This is a genomic window from Micromonospora sp. CNZ285, from assembly GCF_004637285.1.
Genome location: NZ_SPQD01000001.1, coordinates 2679689 through 2697478, shown reverse-complemented (window position 1 = coordinate 2697478; position 17790 = coordinate 2679689). Strand labels below are relative to the sequence as shown.

Annotated in this window: 14 protein-coding genes and 1 pseudogene; 10 read left to right on the top strand and 5 right to left on the bottom strand. The window is 71.0% G+C overall.

Going from position 1 to position 17790, the window contains the following annotated elements; translation table 11 throughout:
- Positions 1-4 precede the first annotated feature (4 nt).
- Positions 5-180, top strand: a pseudogene (locus CLT75_RS33170) (radical SAM/SPASM domain-containing protein); the annotation flags it as partial.
- 49 nt (positions 181-229) lie between these two features.
- Here CLT75_RS33170 and CLT75_RS12110 read toward each other — a convergent pair.
- Both CLT75_RS12110 and CLT75_RS12105 read right to left on the bottom strand, forming a co-directional pair.
- Complete coding sequence (locus CLT75_RS12110; protein ID WP_013287109.1) at positions 230-670, bottom strand: hemerythrin domain-containing protein; 441 nt, start codon at positions 668-670, stop codon at positions 230-232.
- Positions 671-799: 129 nt separating this feature from the next.
- Positions 800-1606, bottom strand: a complete 807-nt coding sequence (locus CLT75_RS12105; RefSeq protein ID WP_135240894.1) for a DUF2249 domain-containing protein — start codon at positions 1604-1606, stop codon at positions 800-802.
- Here CLT75_RS12105 and CLT75_RS12100 point away from each other — a divergent pair.
- From CLT75_RS12100 to CLT75_RS32865, 6 genes are all read left to right on the top strand, one after another.
- On the top strand, positions 1605-2363 hold the full coding sequence (locus CLT75_RS12100; RefSeq protein WP_486485144.1) for a helix-turn-helix transcriptional regulator: 759 nt from the start codon (positions 1605-1607) through the stop codon (positions 2361-2363). The genes CLT75_RS12105 and CLT75_RS12100 overlap by 2 nt on opposite strands.
- Positions 2360-3484, top strand: a complete 1125-nt coding sequence (locus CLT75_RS12095) for a hypothetical protein (RefSeq protein WP_135240892.1) — start codon at positions 2360-2362, stop codon at positions 3482-3484. Before CLT75_RS12100 ends, CLT75_RS12095 begins: the two co-directional genes overlap by 4 nt.
- A 110-nt stretch (positions 3485-3594) precedes the next feature.
- A complete protein-coding gene (locus tag CLT75_RS12090; RefSeq protein WP_486485143.1) occupies positions 3595-4806 on the top strand; it encodes a hypothetical protein in 1212 nt (403 codons plus the stop codon).
- A gap of 54 nt (positions 4807-4860) precedes the next feature.
- Positions 4861-6162, top strand: a complete 1302-nt coding sequence (locus CLT75_RS12085) for a multicopper oxidase domain-containing protein (protein ID WP_486485142.1) — start codon at positions 4861-4863, stop codon at positions 6160-6162.
- A 5-nt stretch (positions 6163-6167) separates the two neighbouring features.
- On the top strand, positions 6168-6926 hold the full coding sequence (locus tag CLT75_RS12080; protein ID WP_128138805.1) for a YwiC-like family protein: 759 nt from the start codon (positions 6168-6170) through the stop codon (positions 6924-6926).
- Between the two features lie 30 nt (positions 6927-6956).
- A complete protein-coding gene (locus CLT75_RS32865; RefSeq protein WP_181726745.1) occupies positions 6957-7175 on the top strand; it encodes a hypothetical protein in 219 nt (72 codons plus the stop codon).
- A 1083-nt stretch (positions 7176-8258) separates the two neighbouring features.
- Here the strand turns inward: CLT75_RS32865 and CLT75_RS12070 are convergent.
- Complete coding sequence (locus CLT75_RS12070) at positions 8259-9377, bottom strand: IS630 family transposase (RefSeq protein ID WP_357142298.1); 1119 nt, start codon at positions 9375-9377, stop codon at positions 8259-8261.
- A 557-nt stretch (positions 9378-9934) separates the two neighbouring features.
- Positions 9935-10207, bottom strand: coding sequence for a hypothetical protein (locus CLT75_RS12065; protein WP_167796907.1), 273 nt, complete (start codon positions 10205-10207; stop codon positions 9935-9937).
- 604 nt (positions 10208-10811) lie between these two features.
- Here CLT75_RS12065 and CLT75_RS12060 point away from each other — a divergent pair.
- A complete protein-coding gene (locus tag CLT75_RS12060) occupies positions 10812-11342 on the top strand; it encodes a hypothetical protein (protein ID WP_135240887.1) in 531 nt (176 codons plus the stop codon).
- A gap of 161 nt (positions 11343-11503) precedes the next feature.
- On the opposite strand, the gene CLT75_RS33165 is transcribed toward CLT75_RS12060, so the two are convergent.
- Positions 11504-11965: a barstar family protein gene (locus CLT75_RS33165; RefSeq protein ID WP_486485342.1), complete on the bottom strand. Its 462-nt coding sequence runs from the start codon at positions 11963-11965 to the stop codon at positions 11504-11506.
- Between CLT75_RS33165 and CLT75_RS33160 the strand changes: the two genes are divergently transcribed.
- Positions 11924-12427, top strand: a complete 504-nt coding sequence (locus CLT75_RS33160) for a hypothetical protein (protein WP_167796852.1) — start codon at positions 11924-11926, stop codon at positions 12425-12427. The genes CLT75_RS33165 and CLT75_RS33160 overlap by 42 nt on opposite strands.
- A 497-nt stretch (positions 12428-12924) precedes the next feature.
- Entirely contained in the window at positions 12925-17748 is a 4824-nt protein-coding gene (locus tag CLT75_RS12050) for a non-ribosomal peptide synthetase (RefSeq protein WP_135240886.1), read from the top strand.
- Positions 17749-17790 lie beyond the last annotated feature (42 nt).

Here is a 17790-nt window from a genome sequence, read left to right as displayed (position 1 = left end):
CACCCTGACGGAGATCGCCGGGCAGGTCCGGGACCGGGGGCCACTGTGGAGCGTGCTCTTCCTGGTGCCGGCCGGGTGGGGCGCCGCGCTGGGCGGCCGCGACGCGGGCAGACCGAGGACGTGCTCGACGCCCTCTACGACCTCGGCGAGACCGTGCCGGTCGAGACCACCGAGGCGCACCGCCGGTAGCCGCGGGGCGGCGTCGGCAGCGGCCGACATCCGGGCCGCCTCACCTGGCTGCCGCCTCCGCCGGGGTGATCCGGTCCCAGGCCGGGATCGGCAGCGCGATCACCGCGGCCGGGAAGAGACCGTGCTCCTCGTTGTCGATGTGCCGGTGGAGCCGGTCCAGGGCGGCCAGCACTGCGGGCCAGTCCGGGTCGGCCCGGTCGACGCCGCCGAGCACGCCGTGGATGTCGTCGTGCTCCGCGCAGAGCTTCGCCACCGCCCCGGCCAGGCTGCCCTCGGCCCGCAGCTCCACGAAGAGGCCGTCCTCCTCAGTGGAGGTGTGCGGCATCAGCAGCGCCAGCAGCGCGTCCAGCGCCACCAGGGCGTCCGGGCCGGAGGCCCGCACCGCGCCGCGCAGCCGGCCGGCCGCGTTCGCGATCGCCTCGTGCTCGGCCGAGAGCCGGCCGATCAGCGGGAACTCCCGACAGCCGCAGTAGTTGCACACTTCGTCTCCTGACCACGAGGGTGGGCGACTCCATCGTGCGCACCGGCAACCTCCGTCAGCAGGGCCGGACGGCCCGGTACGCCGGGACGGCGGGCCCTGATCCCCACCGCCCTGGCACCGACAGACTGCTCAGACCGTCACCGGCCGGCGGGAGAGCCGGATCTGCCACACGTCCGGCCCGTCCTGCAGCCACTCGCTGGTCATGCCGTCGCCGTAGCGGGCTGCGACCTCGGCCAGCAGCGGGCGGGGTGCGTGCGGGGCGACCAGCACCAGCGCTCCACCGGCCGGCAGCGCCTCCAGCGCCGCCAGCACCCGCGCGTGGCGCTGGTCGTGCGGGAGCTGCCGGACGTCCAGCCGGGGATCGATGGTGAGGGTCGGGGCCGGCGCGTCGGCCGGTGCCCGGTCACCACCGCAGCCGCAGCCACCCCCGCCGCAACCGCCGCCATTCGAGCTTTCCGAGGAGCCGAGCAGATCGTGCATCCCCTCCAGCAACTTCGCCAGCGAGACGTCGGCCGCGTCCACCAGTAGCGGGACGACCAGGTCGTTCTCCTTGGCCAGGTGGACGGCGAAGAGCGCGGCGAGGGCGCGCGCGGTGCCGGCGAGGCGTACCGGCCGGTTGCCGGTCTCCAGCTCGGCGACCAGGCCGGTGATCGCCTGGTGCTCGTCGAGCATGCCCCGGACCAGCAGCGCACCCTCGGCCCGCTCACCGGCGGCGGCGTAGAGGGAGTCCTCCTCGGCGTGCGCGTGCGGCAGCAGTTCGTCGCGGAGCCATCGGAGCAGTTCGTCGCGGTGCCGGAGCGCGCCGGCGGCGTCACCCTGGTCGGCCGCGGTCAGCAGGTTTCCGACGTGCCGGTCGAGGTCGGCGGCGAGCTGGGCGTGGTGCCGGACGACGGCCTGCGCGGCCTCGCGGTCGGCCGGGGAGCGTAAGGCGGACATGGAACCCTCCAGGGTTTTGCGGGTGAATGACGTTGTAACGTTATCTAACGTGGAAACCCCGAGAACAGGGCCGGTCGGCGAGACCATCGACCCGCAGCGCCACCGGGCTCTCGGCACCGCCAGCCGGGCCTCGATCCTGGAGTTCGTGCGCGCCGCCGGCGTCGGCATGACGATCGCCGAGGTGGGGGAGCGGACGGGCCTGCACCTGTCCACCGCCCGCGCCCACCTCGACCGCCTGGTCGACGCCGGACTGTTGGTCAAGGCGCGGGCCAGTGGGGGCCAGCCCGGACGGCCGGCGTGGCGCTACCGGGTGGCCGTCGCGGAGGCCCCGGCCCCCGCGCCGTACCGGGCACTCGCCGCCGCCCTGCTCGACCACCTGTCGCGGCGGGGCCACGGAGACGTCCGGGCGGAGGCCACCCGCGCCGGCCAGGACTGGGGACGCCACCTCGCCGCCGCCACCCCGCCCGGCAGGGAGCCGGTCGATACGCTGCTCGACGTCCTGCGCGGGCTGGGCTTCAGTCCCCGCCGACACCGGACGGCCGACGGGGCGACCGAGATCCACCTGCACACCTGTCCCTTCCTGGAGCTGGTCAACCGCAACCCCGACGCGATCTGCGCCCTGCACGTCGGCGTGGTCCGCGGCACGCTCGAACACGCCGGTGCCTCACCGGCCGGCGCCATGCTCGAACCCTTCGGCGCACCCGACGCCTGCGTGGTGCGGCTGGCCCTGCCGAATATCACCGAAGAGCCGGCATGAACCCACGGCCGGTCGCCGTACGATGGCGTCTCCCCGTCCTCGCCGCGGGCGGCTTCGCCCTGGTGAGCGGTCTCTACGCCGCCCTGCTGCTGCTCGGCCTGCCGATGCCCGCGCCTCACGTCCCACTGGAGCAGGTGCACGGCCCGCTGATGGTGCTGGGCTTCGTCGGCACCCTGGTGGCGCTGGAACGCGCGGTGGCCCTCGGCACCCGGTGGGCCCTGCTCGCACCCGCCTGCTCCGGCGCCGGGGCGGTGCTCCTGGTGCTGACCGGGCCGAGCCTGCCCGGCCGGCTGCTGCTCATGCTCGCCTCGGTGCTGCTGCTGGTCTACCAGCGGCTGTGGTGGCGGCAGCCCGGCCCGGCGCTGCTGGCCCATGTCACCGGCGCGCTGAGCTGGTACGCCGCTACCCTGCTCTGGCTCGCCGGCCTCAGCGTGCCGGAGATCGTGCCCTGGCTGGCCACCTTCGTGGTGGCCACCATCGCCGGGGAGCGTCTGGAACTCGCTCACCTCACGCTGCCCCGGCACGGCGTCGGCTGGTTCCTCGCCGCCCTCGGCATGCTGACCGCCGGCGCCACCGCCGCCGCGCTCTGGCCCGCCGTCGGGGCGTACCTCTTCGGGGTCGGCCTGCTCGCGACGGTGGCCTGGCTGGTGGTCTGCGACGTCGCCCGCCGCACGGTGCGCGCCGTCGGCCTCCCCCGCTACGTCGCGGTCGGCCTGCTCACCGGGTACGCCTGGCTGGCGCTGGCCGGCCTGCTGTGGGCCGGCGCCGGGCCGGTCACCGGCGGCTCCCGTTACGACGCCGCCCTGCACCTGGTCTTCCTGGGCTTCACCATGTCGATGATCTTCGCGCACGCTCCAGTGATCCTGCCGGCTGTGCTTCGCCGCCCACTGCCCTACGGACCGTGGCTGTACGCCCCGCTCGCCCTGCTGCACACCACCCTGACGATCCGGGTCCTGGTCGGCGACGTGCTCGGCGTGCCGGCCGGGTGGCGCTGGGGCGGCGTCGGCAACGTCCTGGCGGTGCTCGGTTTCGTCGGCGGAGTGGTGGCCGCGTTGGTCCGCGCCGCCCGGCGGCGGACCCGGACGGCGGTCGTCCCGCCGGTCGTGCCGGCGGTGCGGTGATGGCCGGCACCCGCGGCGACTCCGCCCCGACCCCGCCCTCGGGCCCGAGGCCCGGGCCGACCGTCTCGGCAGTCGCGTCGGCCGGTCCCGCCGCCCCGGCCCTCGGCCCGGTGACCGCTCCGGCCGTGGCGGCGGGCCTTCGGCGGGCCGGTTGGCACCGTCGGGTCGCTGCGCTGCCGTTGGCCTACCTGGCCGGGCTGGTCGTGCTCGCCTTCGTCCATCCGTTCCTCCCCGCATGGCGCTGGACGGCCATCCACCTGCTGCTGCTCGGTGCGGTCAGCAACGCCGTCGTGGTGTGGAGCGCCCACTTCGCGGCCGCCGTGCTGCGTGCCCCCGCCCCGGACCGCCGCCGCGCCGAGGCGGCCCGGCTGGCCGCGCTCAACGTGGGCGTGCTGGCGGTCCTGACCGGCGGCACGGCCGACCGCCCCTGGCTGGGCGTGGCGGGCGCTACGCTGGTCTTCGTCGCGGTGACCGCCCACCTCGTCGCGCTCACCCGCCGGCTGCGCCGCGCCCTGCCGGCCCGGTTCTCCGTCACGGTGCGCTACTACCTGGCGGCGACCGTGGCCCTGCTCGCCGGCGTGCCGGTCGGCGCCGGGATGCTGGTGATCGACGACCCGCTGCGCCCCCGGCTGCTGCTGTTCCACGCGCACGTGAACCTGCTCGGCTGGGTGACGCTGACCGTCCTCGGGACTCTGCTGACGCTCTGGCCCACCGTGCTGCGTACCCGGATGGCCGACGGTGCGGTCCGCGCCGCCACCGTCGCGCTGCCGGTGGCGACGACCGGACTGGTCCTGCTGGGCGTCGGCCTGCTCGCCTGGTGGCGGGTGGTCGCCGCGGCCGGGCTGAGCCTGTTCGCCCTCGGCGCGCTGATCGCCCTGCGCCCCGCGCTGGCCGTCGCGCGCACCCGCCCCCCGTACGCGTTCGCGTCCTGGTCGCTCGCCGCGGCCGGCGGCTGGCTGATGGTCGCTCTCGCCGTGGACGCCGCGACGCTGCTGCCCCCTGCGGACCCGGCCGGCGCGGCCGACCGCTTCGGTGCGGTGCTGCTCCCGCTGCTGGTCGGCTTCGTCGCCCAGGTCCTCGTCGGAGCCCTGACCCACCTGCTGCCCGTGGTGCTCGGCGGCGGACCCGCGCCGGTGCGCCGCCGCGCCGCCCTGCTGGAGCGGCACGGCCCGCAGCGCGTCGCGATGACCAACGCCGCCCTGCTGGTCCTCGTCCTGCCCACCCCGCCGTTCGTCCGCATCACCACCTCACTGCTGGTCCTCGCCGCGCTGGTGCAGTTCCTCGTGCCGGCCGTGCGGGTCCTGCTCACCGCCCGGAGGTAACCCGTGTCCGCGCGCACCGAAGCCCCCGTGCCTCGCCCGCTCGGCGGAGCAGCCGTGGGTCTCTCCCTCGTCCTGGTCGCCGTCCTCGTCGGGGTCGCCGCCCAACGCGTCTCCGATGACGCACCCGTCCCCGCCGCCGCCACCGCCGTCACCCCGACCGGGCACACCACCACGGTCACAGTGGTCGCCGACGGCATGCGTTTCCACCCCGACCGGATCGACGTGCCCCGGGGCGATCGACTGGTCATCGAGCTGACCAACCGGGACAACCGCCGCCACGACCTCGTCCTGGCCTCCGGGGCGAGGACACCGCTGCTGACGCGGGACGGCGACGCCCGGCTGGACGCCGGCGTGATCGGGGCGACGGTGGAGGGCTGGTGCTCCCTGCCCGCCCACCGGCAGGCCGGCATGACACTGCGGATCGTCCCGACGGGGGCCACGGTGACCGCTCCGACAGGGACGGCCGTGGCGACGGAGGGAACGAGGCCGCGCCTCGATGCCCTGGCCGACCCTGGCGCGGCCTTCGTCGCCCGGGACGCCACCGCGCCGCCCGCGCCGCCCGGCCGGCTGCACCGGCGTGAGCTGCACGTCCGGGAAGTCGTCCGGGAGGTCGCGCCCGGGGTACGGCAGCGGCTGTGGACCTTCGACGGAACCGTGCCCGGCCCGGTGTTGCGCGGCCGGGTCGGCGACACCTTCGAGATCACCCTGGTCAACGACGGCACCCTGGACCACGGCATCGACTTCCACGCCGGTGCCGTCGCCCCGGACGAGGTGATGCGCCCGATCGACCCCGGGCAGCGGCTGACCTACCGGTTCACCGCGACCCGCGCCGGCATCTGGATGTACCACTGCTCGACCATGCCGATGCTGCACCACATCGGCAACGGGATGTACGGTGCGGTCATCGTCGACCCGCCCGACCTGCCCCGCGTCGATCGCGAGTACGTGCTCGTCCAGTCCGAGTTCTACCTCGGCCCGGACGGCGAGCCCGGCGACCTGGCCGCGATGCAGGCGGAGCGCCCCGACGCCGTCGTCTTCAACGGCTACCCCGCCCAGTACGCGCACCGTCCGCTGCCCGCCCGGGCCGGTGAACGGGTCCGAGTCTGGCTGCTCGACGCCGGCCCCAACCGAGACAGCTCGTTCCACATCGTCGGCGCCCAGTTCGACACCGTCTACCGGGAGGGGCACTGGGAGAACCGGCCGACCGACCCCGGCGGAGCCCAGGTGCTGTCCCTCACCCCGGCTGGCGGCGGCTTCGTGGAGACGGTCTTCCCCGCAGCCGGGCACTACCCGTTCGTCAGCCACGCCATGGTCGACGCCGAGCGCGGCGCCCGTGGCCTGTTCGAGGTCCGGTGACCACCATGAACACCGCTGTCGTAGCCGACCGCCCGGTAACGCGCCGCCGCCGCGTGCGCCAGTTCGTCCCACCCCAGCACGGCGCGTGGGCGATGCTCCTGCTGCCGTACACCGTGGGGGTGGCCTTGGCCGGCCCGCGCTGGCCGCACCTGCCGCTGCTCGGCGCCTGGCTGACCGGCTACCTGCTGTCGTATTACGCTTTCCAGGCGATCAAGAGCCGTCGGCCGAGCCGCTTTACCCCCCAGCTGCTGGTGTACGGCCTGTTGGCGGCGCCGCTCGCGGCGACTGTAGCGCTCGCCCGGCCCGCCGTCCTCTGGTACGCCCCGGGCTACGCCGCGCTGCTGGCGGTCAACGCCGGATACGCCTGGCATCGCCGGGAACGGGCACTGCTCAACGACTTGGCCTCGGTGGGGCAGAGCTGCCTGCTGGTCTTCGTCGCGGCGACCATCGCCGGTGTGTCCGTCACCCGGGTCACCCCGGCCTTCGCAGTGCTCCTGCTCTACTTGTTCGGCACTGTCCTCTATGTCAAGACGATGATCCGGCAACGCGGTGACAGTCGCTTCCTCCGTCTCTCCATCGGATACCACGCGCTCGGCCTGGCCGCCGTGGTCTGGCTGCTGGATGTGCTGCTCGGTCCGGTCTTCCTGCTGCTCCTGCTCCGGGCCGCGCTGCTGCCGGCACGCCGACTGCGCCCTGTGCAGGTCGGGATGATCGAGATCGGGTGCTGCCTGGTCGTTCTGGCCGGGGTGCTTGCGACGCTCTGACCGGCGCGCCTCCGTCCTCCGGAGTAGATGTTGTCGGGCAGCACGCTGAACGGGATCTTGACCTCGATCCGGTTACCGGTGTACGGCTCGCTGGTCACGACCGAGGCGATCTGGACGCCCGGCGAGCAGTTTCGCCAGCGCGTCGACGAACTGGCCCGTTGGCTCGTCACGTGCTGCCTCCTGCTCGACCCGCAGCGGATCGTGCTGGTCGGCAGGGTGGCGACCGAAGCCCAGCCGGCGGTGGTCTGAGCGGTACGCGGGGCGCGGCTAACCGGCGCCGACGCCAGCCAAGGCCGCTCGGGCAAGCGGCCACGATGTCTGACGAACGACCTGTAGGACGCCCGTTCCAGCCTGGCTGCAGCAACCCGGTCACGGGCCCGGGATTGGGGGAGCAGGTTGGGAGCAACAGGGTGCACTGAACGGCCCTCAACCGCACCGAACGGCACCCAAGGGTGCGCAACTGCACCCACCCCTGCCTGCGGCTTCTCGTTTCCGCAGGTCAAAGTCCGTGCGGCGTCCTGCTTCACACAACTGCACTCAACGGCAGTGAACAGCAGTCAACGGCACTCTATGTCGCCTGGTAGGGGAGCATCCGCAGCTCAAGGCGGTAAGGACCTTGTGAGTGTTCATGCCTTGCAGGTGGGTGCAGATTGGGTGCAGCGTGGCGAAGTGGTCACCGTGTCCGAAGTGCTCATTGGCTTTGGGCGGAGAGGGGACCGTGACCTGCGACGATGCTGGCGAGCGAGTGGCCTTGAGCTCCCAGAGAACACCGAAGTGGTCATCTCCTTGCTCCCCGCCTGCCTGCTGTCGGCTTCTTCGTCACGGGCTCGCTGATGCCAGCCGCCGGGACGATCCTGCATCGACGTGCGGCTCTAGATCCGCGATGGCGGAGTTGGTAGGGAATCCGGCAGTTGAGACTAGAATCCCACTGGCAGCCATCTGACCAGGGCTTCCTGGGCGGTGACATCTTCGGCGCGCCCGAAAGCGTCAGCACCGGCGGCTCCGCTTCATAGGCCGACGACGTCCGCTCATAGCCGTGAGCGGATGCTGGTTGGCGGTCGTGTTGCCCCGACCGGGATAGTTAGATCGTGCCGAACTTGGACTTCTATGCTGCAGAGGACGACTGGTCCGCGGTGCTCGAGGCCCTCTTCGATCTGGGCTTGTTCCGTGTCTTCGAGTCCGACTCGGAGCCGGACTGCGAGCTGCGGGAATTCTCGGCTGCCGCTGAAGTTGCTGCTGCTCCACGTGGACGGCACCTGGCGTTGTTCGTCGTCGGTTGCGGGCCGGTGCCTATAGCTAGTGCCGTGACCACGAACGTTCACGGTGTTGGGGTCAGGCTGCGCGGGTGGCGGGTTGGCCCCAGCGTCGTTGTCGTTCGCTGCGGATGCGGGCGCGTTCGCGGCGTTGGGCGGCGAGAACGTCGGGGTGGCGGGCGTTGGCGTTGCGCCAGCGCAGGTAGGCCTGCAGTTTCCGGGCCAGGACCGTGTGGTTGGGATGGTTCGAGCCGGCGATCACGAAGGTGCGCAGCGGCCCGAATTGGGCCTCGATCGGGTTGGCCCAGGAGGCGTAGGTCGGGGTGAAGCAGAGCTCGACCTTGTTCCGGGCCGCCCACCTGCGGATCTTCGAGCCCTTGTGCGCGGACAGGTTGTCCAGGATGACGTAGATCGGTGCCCCGTCGGGGCGGACGGCGCGGATCGACTTGAGTGCGGCGAGAGAGTTCGCGGCGCTCTTGCGACGTCGGACGACGCCCCAGAGTTGGTCGTCGCCGACGCTGTAGCAGCCGTGGAACTGCCGGACGCCGTGCAGCTTGTGGTAGTTCGCGGGCAGCCGGTGCGGATGGCCCGCGGGCGCCCACCCAGTGCCGGCCTGCGGGCGGATCACGAGGGGCCCGAACTCGTCGAAGGCGAACACCCGCTGCGGGAAGTGGCCGGTGACGTACTCGATGCGGGCGAGTTTGGTGTCCCGGTGCGGGTCGGTGGACTCCTTCCACGTCTTGGTCCGCTGGAAGGTGATCCGGTGCCGGTGCAGGATCTGCCGCAGTCGCTCCCGCCCGATGCGGATCCGTCGAACGGGGTGACCGCGCAGGTGGTCGGCGAGTTTGCGGATGCTCCAGCGGGTGAACGGTCGCCCCAGCTTCTCGGGGCGGGTGTTGGCCGTCTCGACGATGAACTGTTCTTCGTCAGGACTGATCTGGCGGGGACGGCCACCCGCCCACTGAGGGTCCAGGCTGGCCATCCCCATCTCGTTGAACCGATGGATGACCTGCCGGATCGTGTCCTCGTCAGCCTGGACCAGACGGGCGATCGCCGGCACGGTGTTCCCGCCAGCCGAGGCCAGCACGACCATCGCCCGCCGCAGTCGGATCGCCGAGCCGGTTCCCCGGCGGGTGATTCTGAGCAGCTGCTGACCCTCCTGGTCACTGAGCCGCCGCACGCGTACAAGATCTGCCACCGCCACAGCCTGACCGGCACAACGACGCCCCGCCGACAGGCCGCGCGGCGTGTCAACCAACACCGTGAACGTTCGTGGTCACGGCACTAGGCGGATCGACCTGCTTCCGGGCTTGCCGGGAGGCCCGACGTTCCGGTACTGCTGCGAAGGCTGGGGTCTAGTTCAGCTCTACTACGGCGGCCCCGTTGGGGCGCAGGAGGTGCGATGGAGCCATAGCAACCACAACTCGGAGAAGCGTGCCTCGGCGTGGGCGACCGCCGTGCCGCGACTCGGTGATCCCGCCGCATGGAACTGGGCAGCGGTCACAAGCGCCTCCGGCAGGCTAAATCGGGTGCTTCGCCGGATGGCTGTCAGCAAGATCGGCTCTCGCCCCGTGCTGCCGCACGCTGCGCAGTTCATCGCAGACGCCGGCTTGCGATACGAGTACGGCATGGGCATCCACGCCACCCCGCCCTACGGCACCCATTCGAGCCGATGACCGTCCTCATCTGCCGCTGGCCGCATGCCCGATCAGCATTCGCTCGTCCCGACGGTCGGAGCTGATGGCTCGGCTGCTTTCAGTCCTTGAGTGGATCCCAGTGGTTGCTGTAGCGCAGCAGTGATTGGTCCAGGTCGGGGTGAGCGGCCGCCCACACGGTGTCGAAGAGGAACCACTGCTGGTGCCCGAATGACTGGCCACAGTGCATGGTGACTTGGGCGAGATGTTCGTCGACCTTGATGCGCGATGCGTCGGGGCGTCGGCCGTCGACGTATCGGCCCATTGTGAGGAGCTTTATGGCTTCGCCGTGGGCGGCGCGCACATCATGTGAAGCCAAACCGTCACAGGTCAACCGGACGACGGCACAGCCGGCTGCCGGCCGGTGTGGGAGGACTTTCTGTACGTCTATCAAGGCGGCCCGCAACGGGCCGCACGCACCGCCGCCTCGGCGCGCGCCGGCCGCTGCCGCTGTCGCTCTGCGGCCGTCACGCCTGACGCCCGGCGGCCGGCGGAGAGCGGGACGCCGGAGGGCCGCCGCATACGGTAGCGCCGAGAGTGGTTAAGTTCGTGGGCCGGCAGCCGGCCGCGGCGCGCCCGAGCAGCGTGGCGCAGGGAAGGGCACGCCGGGTTCGCGCGGCGAGTCGCGGCGGCGGACCGGTTGCGGTCACTGCGCCTCCGGCGGGGGCGCAACGACTCCAGGATGGCCAGGGCTCCGTCGGCGTGTTGCGGTCCGTGGGGTGGTTGCGCAGGGCCATCCCGCCAGCCGACGGCCCGGGCGAGCCGAGCAGACCACCGCCGGGCCCGCCAGCGTCCGTGCGAGCCGTCAAGGTCCGCTTGACGTGGCGGGCCGGACGACGGCCCGCTTCCCAGGAGGGCGGGTCGGCGGCTTACGGGATGGCGGATGAGCCGAGCTTGCGCTGTGGCAGTAGCCGTCCGCTGGCTGGAAGGATGCGAGCGTGACGGGTGCGAGTGCGACGGTTGACAAGTTGGCGGCGATGGTCGGCTGGAACGGCAGATCTCCGTACCGCCCGGACTGGTCGTCGTTGCAGGTTGCCTTCGGTCACCAATTCCCGACGGATTTTCGGCAGTACGTGGAGCGTTTCCCTCCGGGCGCGTTCGACTTCGTTCAGGTGTTCCACCCGTACGGGTGGGACTACAGCGAGAGCCCCACGGTCTACGTCGAACAACTTCTAGCCCGTAACGACCTGGCCAATGACATCGAGGATTATTACAGGTTCGGCAACAATTTGGGCGAACTGTTCGCTTGGGGGACGGTCAACGGCGAATTTGAGCTTTGCTGGGAACTGACCAGCAAGCCCGCCGACACGTGGACGTGCGTGGTGGCCGACATTCGCGGCAGGACCGGGGAACGCTATCCAGGCGGCATGTTGGACCTACTGCTGGATGCTCTGGGCAGCACCGGAAGGATCAGCTCGCTGGACTACCTCCGTGAGGTCCTGCCAACCACCTTCGAGCCGTACTCGTAGCCCACGGATGAACGTGTGCACGCCGCACCCTGACGGGTGGCTAACTGGGTGTCGATCGAAAAGCACCGGGCTGGACGTTGGCGGACCGTAGCGGACAGCCAGCAGGGGCCGCTAGTTGCTCCAGGTCGGCAGGCACCGATGGTTCTTTCGAAACGAAGAGGTCATCGCAGCTCGAACGTGAAAAGCTCCTCGTGGCCAGCTTCTCGGTCCTCGGCCTCCACGGCTCGCAGGAGGCCGCAGATCCTTCCGAATCGCCCCGCTCCGAGATTCCTCTCACTGACCTGCCAGTCAATCCAGACCACGGCGACCGGGCGGGGAACATCCCTGCTCAGTCGATCCCACAGAGCATCCAGATTCGCACCGTAGTACGGCCCGAAGTCGAGAGCACGGGCCAGGTGAACCGCCCCGGATCTTGTAGAGACTCCACAGAACCCGGGGCGGTTCAACCCCGGTTGGCCCGACCGGTCGGCGTTGGGAGGCCCGTACCCGCCGCAACCCGAGCTCGAATAGCCGTCTCGACCTGACCTGGCATGACTGCATCGTGCATCCCCACTGGTTCGCGACGCCAAACACCCGAGGCGGTGAAGAAGGCAAAGGCGTCGCGCTCCGTCACGATGATCCACTGCACCACCGTGCGCGTGAGCGGTTTGGAAGACCTCGTTGAGCCGATCGAGTTCGCCCAGGGTCGGTTCTCGCCGCAGCCCGACTTCGATCTTGAAGTCGCCGTCCACGATCGCCACGTCGAGGCAGTCGAGCAGGTCCGCGGGGAGCCTGGTGATGACGAACTCGCGGAACGCGTCGGCGACCGTGGCCGTCATGTCGCCGCACCCGCAGGTCCCGCCATCGAGGACCGCACCGAGGTAGAAGGTACAGGGCGGGCACTCCGGCGCTTCGTTCGTCGCAACCCAGGTCTCACCGATGTGCACCAGGCTGGCCCCGGCCCCGTGGCGCCACTCTCGCACGCGTACGAAGAGGACAGGTGGCGGGTGGCTGTAGGTTTAGACTGGTGGGCCGCTGGAGGATTCGCTCGCTCTCCTTTGCTATTCCTTGATGACGAGGTCGACGGGCTCCACCCTGCTATTTGAGATGGCGGTTGGGCCGGAATGTGCGGGCTCGGCGACCGAAGACCTGCCCTGCAGACTCGCACCGATGCGCCCGTCGGCCTGCTGGTGGCCCCATCGAGGCTAGGTACGTGATTCGATCATGTGTTAGCGTCCGGCGTGCCGACTTCCAGACGGTGTGCTACCTAAGATCCGTCGCTTGGCCTTGGAGACCGGGATGACGTGGTGCCCTTCCTCGACCTGCTGCACCGTCGGGCGAGCGTCATAGGGCACCGTTTTGGATGGATTGGCAGACAGGAAGCCTGGCCTGGGTCGAGTTCCGTTGGCGCGGGGCAACTGTCCCTGGTTGTAGATCGAGGTGAGGGTGACATGCTGACACGGGTGATCGACCTTCAACCCGCCTGCGTCTCCACGCCGCTCTGCGGACGTAGCGGACGTCCTCGCCACGCTGTGCTGCCACCTGGCCCCTGCCGAGTGGCGGTCGGTGACTCCGGTCGTCGGCTCGACAGCCACGTGGAGCGATGACGGACGCCGCCGAAATGGACGCCACCACCGACCGTGACACCAGCGGTCTCGAGGACAGCCTGGCTCGTATCTGGGGCGACGTGCTCGGCGCTGGCCCGGTGGAGCGCGACGTCGACTTCATCGCGCTCGGCGGCAATTCGTTGCATGCGGCTCGTGTCACCGCCCGAGTACGTGCGCTTCTGGCCGCCGAGGTGACGGTGCGCGAGCTTTTCGAGTCCGGCACCGTCCGGTCTCTGGCCGAAAGGATCGCCGAGCGGCGTGCGTCCCGCAACTGCCGGGGAATACCACCGCTCGACGCCTTCCGGTCGTCTTCCGCGACCGATTCGAGCACCATGCCCTCACCCCAGCAGCGCCGACTGTGGTTCCTCGACCACCTGCACCCAGGCGCAGGTGTGGCGTACAACGTGCCCGCGGTCAGCCGCGTCCGTGGGCCGCTCGATCTGGCGGCGCTTCGCGCTGCGATCGACGATCTGGTGCGACGGCACTCTCAATTGCGGACCAGGTTCTTCCTCGAGCGCGACCGGCTGACAGCAGAGGCGACGGATGCCACCGTCGCAGTCGATCTGGTCGACGTGAGCGGACACGACGACCCGGTCGTTGAGGCGCACCGTCAGGTCGGGGCGCTGGCGATGCAACGCTTCGACCTCGGGTCGGCCCCGTTGCTACGCTGCGCCGTGTGGCGGCTCTCTGCCGACGACCATCTGGTGGCGCTCGTCTTCCATCACCTCGTCGCGGACGGCTGGACGGTGGACCTGGTGGACCGGGACCTCGCCATCGCTTACGCGGCCCGCACCAAGGGCCGGACCGCCCAGTTGCCCGACCTCGAACTCGATTACGCCGACTTCGCGCGCTGGCAGCATCACCTGGCAAGCTCCCCGCAGCTCACGGAAAGTCTGGACTACTGGCGTCGACAGCTCGCGGGCGTCAACCCCGTCCTCGAACTACCGACCGACCGACCGCGGCCGGCGATCCGTGCCCACTCGGGTCGGCGGCTGACCGTCCGGACGACCCCTGAGCTGGCTTCGACCGTCCGTGACCTGGCCTCTGGCACCGGCACCACCTGCTATGCCGTGTTCCTCGCCGCCCTCGCCGCCCACCTGCGGCGACTCACCGGCCGTAGGGATCTACTCGTCGCCACGCCCACCGCCGGAAGGCCGGACCCGCGGCTGGAGGACGTAGTGGGCTTTTTCGCCAACACCCTGCTGGTACGCCTCCGCCCCGGCGCGGGGACCTTCCGGGACCTGGTGTCGCGAACCCACGCGACCGTCCTCGACGGCCTCGACCGGCAGTACGTCCCCTTCGAGCAACTGGTCCGCGAGTTCGCCCCGCCGGGAGATCTCTCCCGCTCACCGCTGGCCCAGGTCGCCCTCGCCTACCAGGGGCCACGCCGCGAACGGGCGGAATTGGCTGGGGCTACGGTGGAGCCGGTCGAGGTGGACAACGGCACCGCGAAATTCGACCTCACGATCGAGGTGCACGAGGTCAGCCAGGGCTTCGAGCTGACCGCGGAGTATGACGTCGAGCTGTTCGGGCCCGAGCGCGCCGAGGCCATACTGGACGAGTTGCTCGCCCTGCTGGCCACGGCCGTCGCCCGGCCGGACATCGCCCTGGCGCAGCTCGTGGGCGACCGGCCCGCACCTCGACCTGCTCGTTCCGTCGACGACGGCCGCTGTCTGCACGAGCTCTTCGAGACGGTCGCCGCGCGAAGCCCTGAGTCGGTCGCCGTGGTGGACGGTGCCCGGCGCCTCACCTACCGCGAGCTGGATCGGGCCGCGAACCGCTTCGCCCACCGGCTGCGTCGCGCGGGTGTGGGACGAGAGCAGCTCGTGGCGCTGTGCGCGGAACGCTCGGTGGACCTGATCGTGGGGGTCCTGGCGATCCTCAAGGCCGGCGCCGGATACCTGCCGCTCGACCCCCGGCATCCTGCCGCGCGGCACCGGCTCACCCTGGACGACGCCGGCTGTGCCGTCCTCCTTGGCGACGCGGGGGCGTGCGACCCCCTCCGCGATGCCGTTCGGACCTTCCTCGACCTCGGCGATTCACCGGAGGACGAACCCGAGGAGGCTCCGCACACCGGCGTCCGCCCGCACGATGTCGCCTACGTCATCTACACCTCCGGCTCCACCGGCCGGCCCAAGGGGGTGGTGATCACTCACGGCAACGTCACCCGGCTTTTCTCTGCCACCGAGCGGGACTTCTCCTTCGGACCTGACGATGTCTGGACCCTTTTCCACTCCATCGCCTTTGACTTCTCGGTCTGGGAACTGTGGGGAGCGCTGCTGTACGGCGGGCGCCTCGTGGTGGTGTCCCACGAAGTAAGCCGTGACCCGACCGCGATGCTGGATCTCGTCCGTGGCGAGGGCGTCACGGTGATGAACCAGACGCCCACCGCCTTCCGCCAGCTCGCCGCCACAGCCGAGGACAGCGGTTACCCGAGCGTGAATCTGCGGCACATCATCTTCGGCGGTGAGGCGCTGGACCCGGCGAGCCTGCGGGGCTGGGTCGATGCGTACGGCACCGGCCGGCCCCATCTGATCAACATGTACGGCATCACCGAGACCACTGTGCACGTCACCATCCGGCCGATCGAGGAGACCGACCTCGACGGGGCGGTCAGCCCGATCGGCAGGCCGATCCCAGACTTGCGGGTCCACGTGCTCGACGAGCACATGCGCGAGGTGCCGGTCGGCGTCGAGGGCGAGATGTACGTCGGCGGGCCGGGCGTGGCCCGGGGCTACCTCAACCGCCCCGACCTGACCGCGGCACGCTTCGTCCCGGACCCCTTCGGCGCGCCCGGGGACAGGCTGTACCGCTCTGGTGATCTGGCGGTACGCGTCCCGGATGGCAGCCTCGAATACCGGGGACGAATCGACCAGCAGGTCAAACTGCACGGCTTCCGGATCGAGCTGGGCGAGATCGAGCGTGCCCTGCTCGACCAGCCCGGCGTTCGCACCGCCGCCTGCCTGCTGCGGGAGGACTGCCCCGGGCTGCCCCGCATCGTCGGCTACCTCGTCTCCCAGCCAGGGTGGTCGCTCGACACCGCCGCGATCCGCGCAGGGCTCGGGCAGCTCCTGCCCGCCCACATGGTGCCGGCCGTATTCGTGGAGTTGCCCGCCCTGCCGGTCACTGGCAACGGGAAATTGGACCGGAGGGCCCTTCCGGCCCCGGGCGCTGGGAGCAACAGCACGACGGTGGCCGCCGCGCCGCAGACACCGCAGGAGCATCGGCTGGCCAGGCTGTGGTCGGAAGCGCTGGGCGTCCCCCGGCCGGGCCGCGATGACAACTTCTTCGCGTTGGGTGGCGACTCCATCGTGGCCGTCCGGGTGGGCGCACTGGCACGCGCGGCCGGCCTGCCGGTCACCGTCGAGCAGATCTTTCTGCACCCCACGATCGCCGAACTCGCGACAGCCTGTCTGCAGGCCGTGGCGGCCGCCCCGCCACCGGCCACCGAACTCCCACTCCCCGCGGCGAACAGTCCTGCGGCGACCAGCCCCGCGCAGCACCTGCCGGCGGACGTCACGGATGCTTACCCCCTGGCCGCGATGCAGCTGGCCATCCTCTTCGAATGCGAGCTGGCCGAGTCGCCCGGCCTGTACCACGACCTGCTCAGCGTGCGGGTCAGCGGCCCGTTCGACCCGGCGGCCCTCGACGAGGCGCTCACGGCCGTCGCCGCACGTCACGACGTGCTGCGCACCTCGATCGACCTGGGGCGGTACCAGGAGCCGCTGCAACTGGTGCACCGTGCCCCACGGATCCCGGTGTCGGTGGAGTCGGTGGACAGTGAACTGGCGGACCCCGATGAGACGCCGGCCGAGGCGGTGCTGCGCGACTGGTGGCGACGCGAGCTGGCCGCCCCTTTCGACCTCACCGAGCCGCCGCTGCTCCGCTGCCACGTGCTGCGCCGCTCCGAGCGGCGCTTCCAGCTCTCCCTGTCGGTACACCACAGCTTGATCGACGGGTGGAGCTTCGCCCGGCTGATGACCGAGGTGCTGATCGAGTACGACCGGCTCCTCGGCGGGGTGGTCGATGAGGCCGTCCCTCCGCCGGTGTCGCGATACCGCGACTTCGTCGCAGCGGAGCAGGCGGCCGCGGCCGACCCGGCGGCGGAGCGCTTCTGGCGGGGGTACATGCGGGCCCACCCGGCGCCGGAACTGCCGGCTGCGCACGGGAGCCCATCGGCCCGCCGGGAACCGGTGGCCTTCCGCGGCCGGCTGGGCAGCGATCTCGACGCAGGCCTGCGTCGAGTCGCGGCCGCGGCCGGGCTGCCTGTGAAAAGTGTGTTCCTCGCCGCCCATCTCTGGGCGCTGGCGCGGCTCACCGGCCGTGCCGACGTGGTCACCGGCCTCCAGGTCAACGGCCGGCTCGAGGAGCCGGGGGCCGACCGCTCGCTTGGCCTGTTCCTGAACATCACCCCGTTGGGTCTGCATGTCGACGGCACGTGGGAGGAGCTCGCGCGGGCGGCTTTCGAGGCGGAACGTCTGGGGCAGCCCTACCGCCGTTTCCCGCTGGCCCAGATGCGTCAGCTGGCTGGGCGCAGCCCCTTCGAGGTGGTGTTCAACTACACCGACTTCCACGTCCTGCACGATCTCGACGCGCTCAAGCACGTCAGCACGGGGGACTGGTGGTCCGCCGACCGGCACAGCTTTCCGCTGATGGTCGAGGTAGTTCGGGAGCCGGACAGAGCCGGGCCGGAGATCGTCGTCAGCGCCGGCCTGGACAGCCCGCACGGCCCCACGGGGGCTGCGCTCGGAGGGCTGGTCGTGCAGGCGCTCGAGCGGATCGCGGCCGAGCCCGCCAGCGGCTGCCGGTACGTTTCCTGACCGCCTTCTCAGTGGCTTCTCCGGTCCTCGGGCGGGTTCGGC

Excerpts from the sequence above, each read along its gene's own strand:
- CLT75_RS12100 (WP_486485144.1), top strand. The coding sequence starts at position 1,605 with ATGGAACCCTCCAGGGTTTTGCGGGTGAATGACGTTGTAACGTTATCT.
- CLT75_RS12105 (WP_135240894.1), bottom strand. The coding sequence starts at position 1,606 with ATGTCCGCCTTACGCTCCCCGGCCGACCGCGAGGCCGCGCAGGCCGTC.
- CLT75_RS12095 (WP_135240892.1), top strand. The coding sequence starts at position 2,360 with ATGAACCCACGGCCGGTCGCCGTACGATGGCGTCTCCCCGTCCTCGCC.
- CLT75_RS12080 (WP_128138805.1), top strand. The coding sequence starts at position 6,168 with ATGAACACCGCTGTCGTAGCCGACCGCCCGGTAACGCGCCGCCGCCGC.
- CLT75_RS12050 (WP_135240886.1), top strand. The coding sequence starts at position 12,925 with ATGACGGACGCCGCCGAAATGGACGCCACCACCGACCGTGACACCAGC.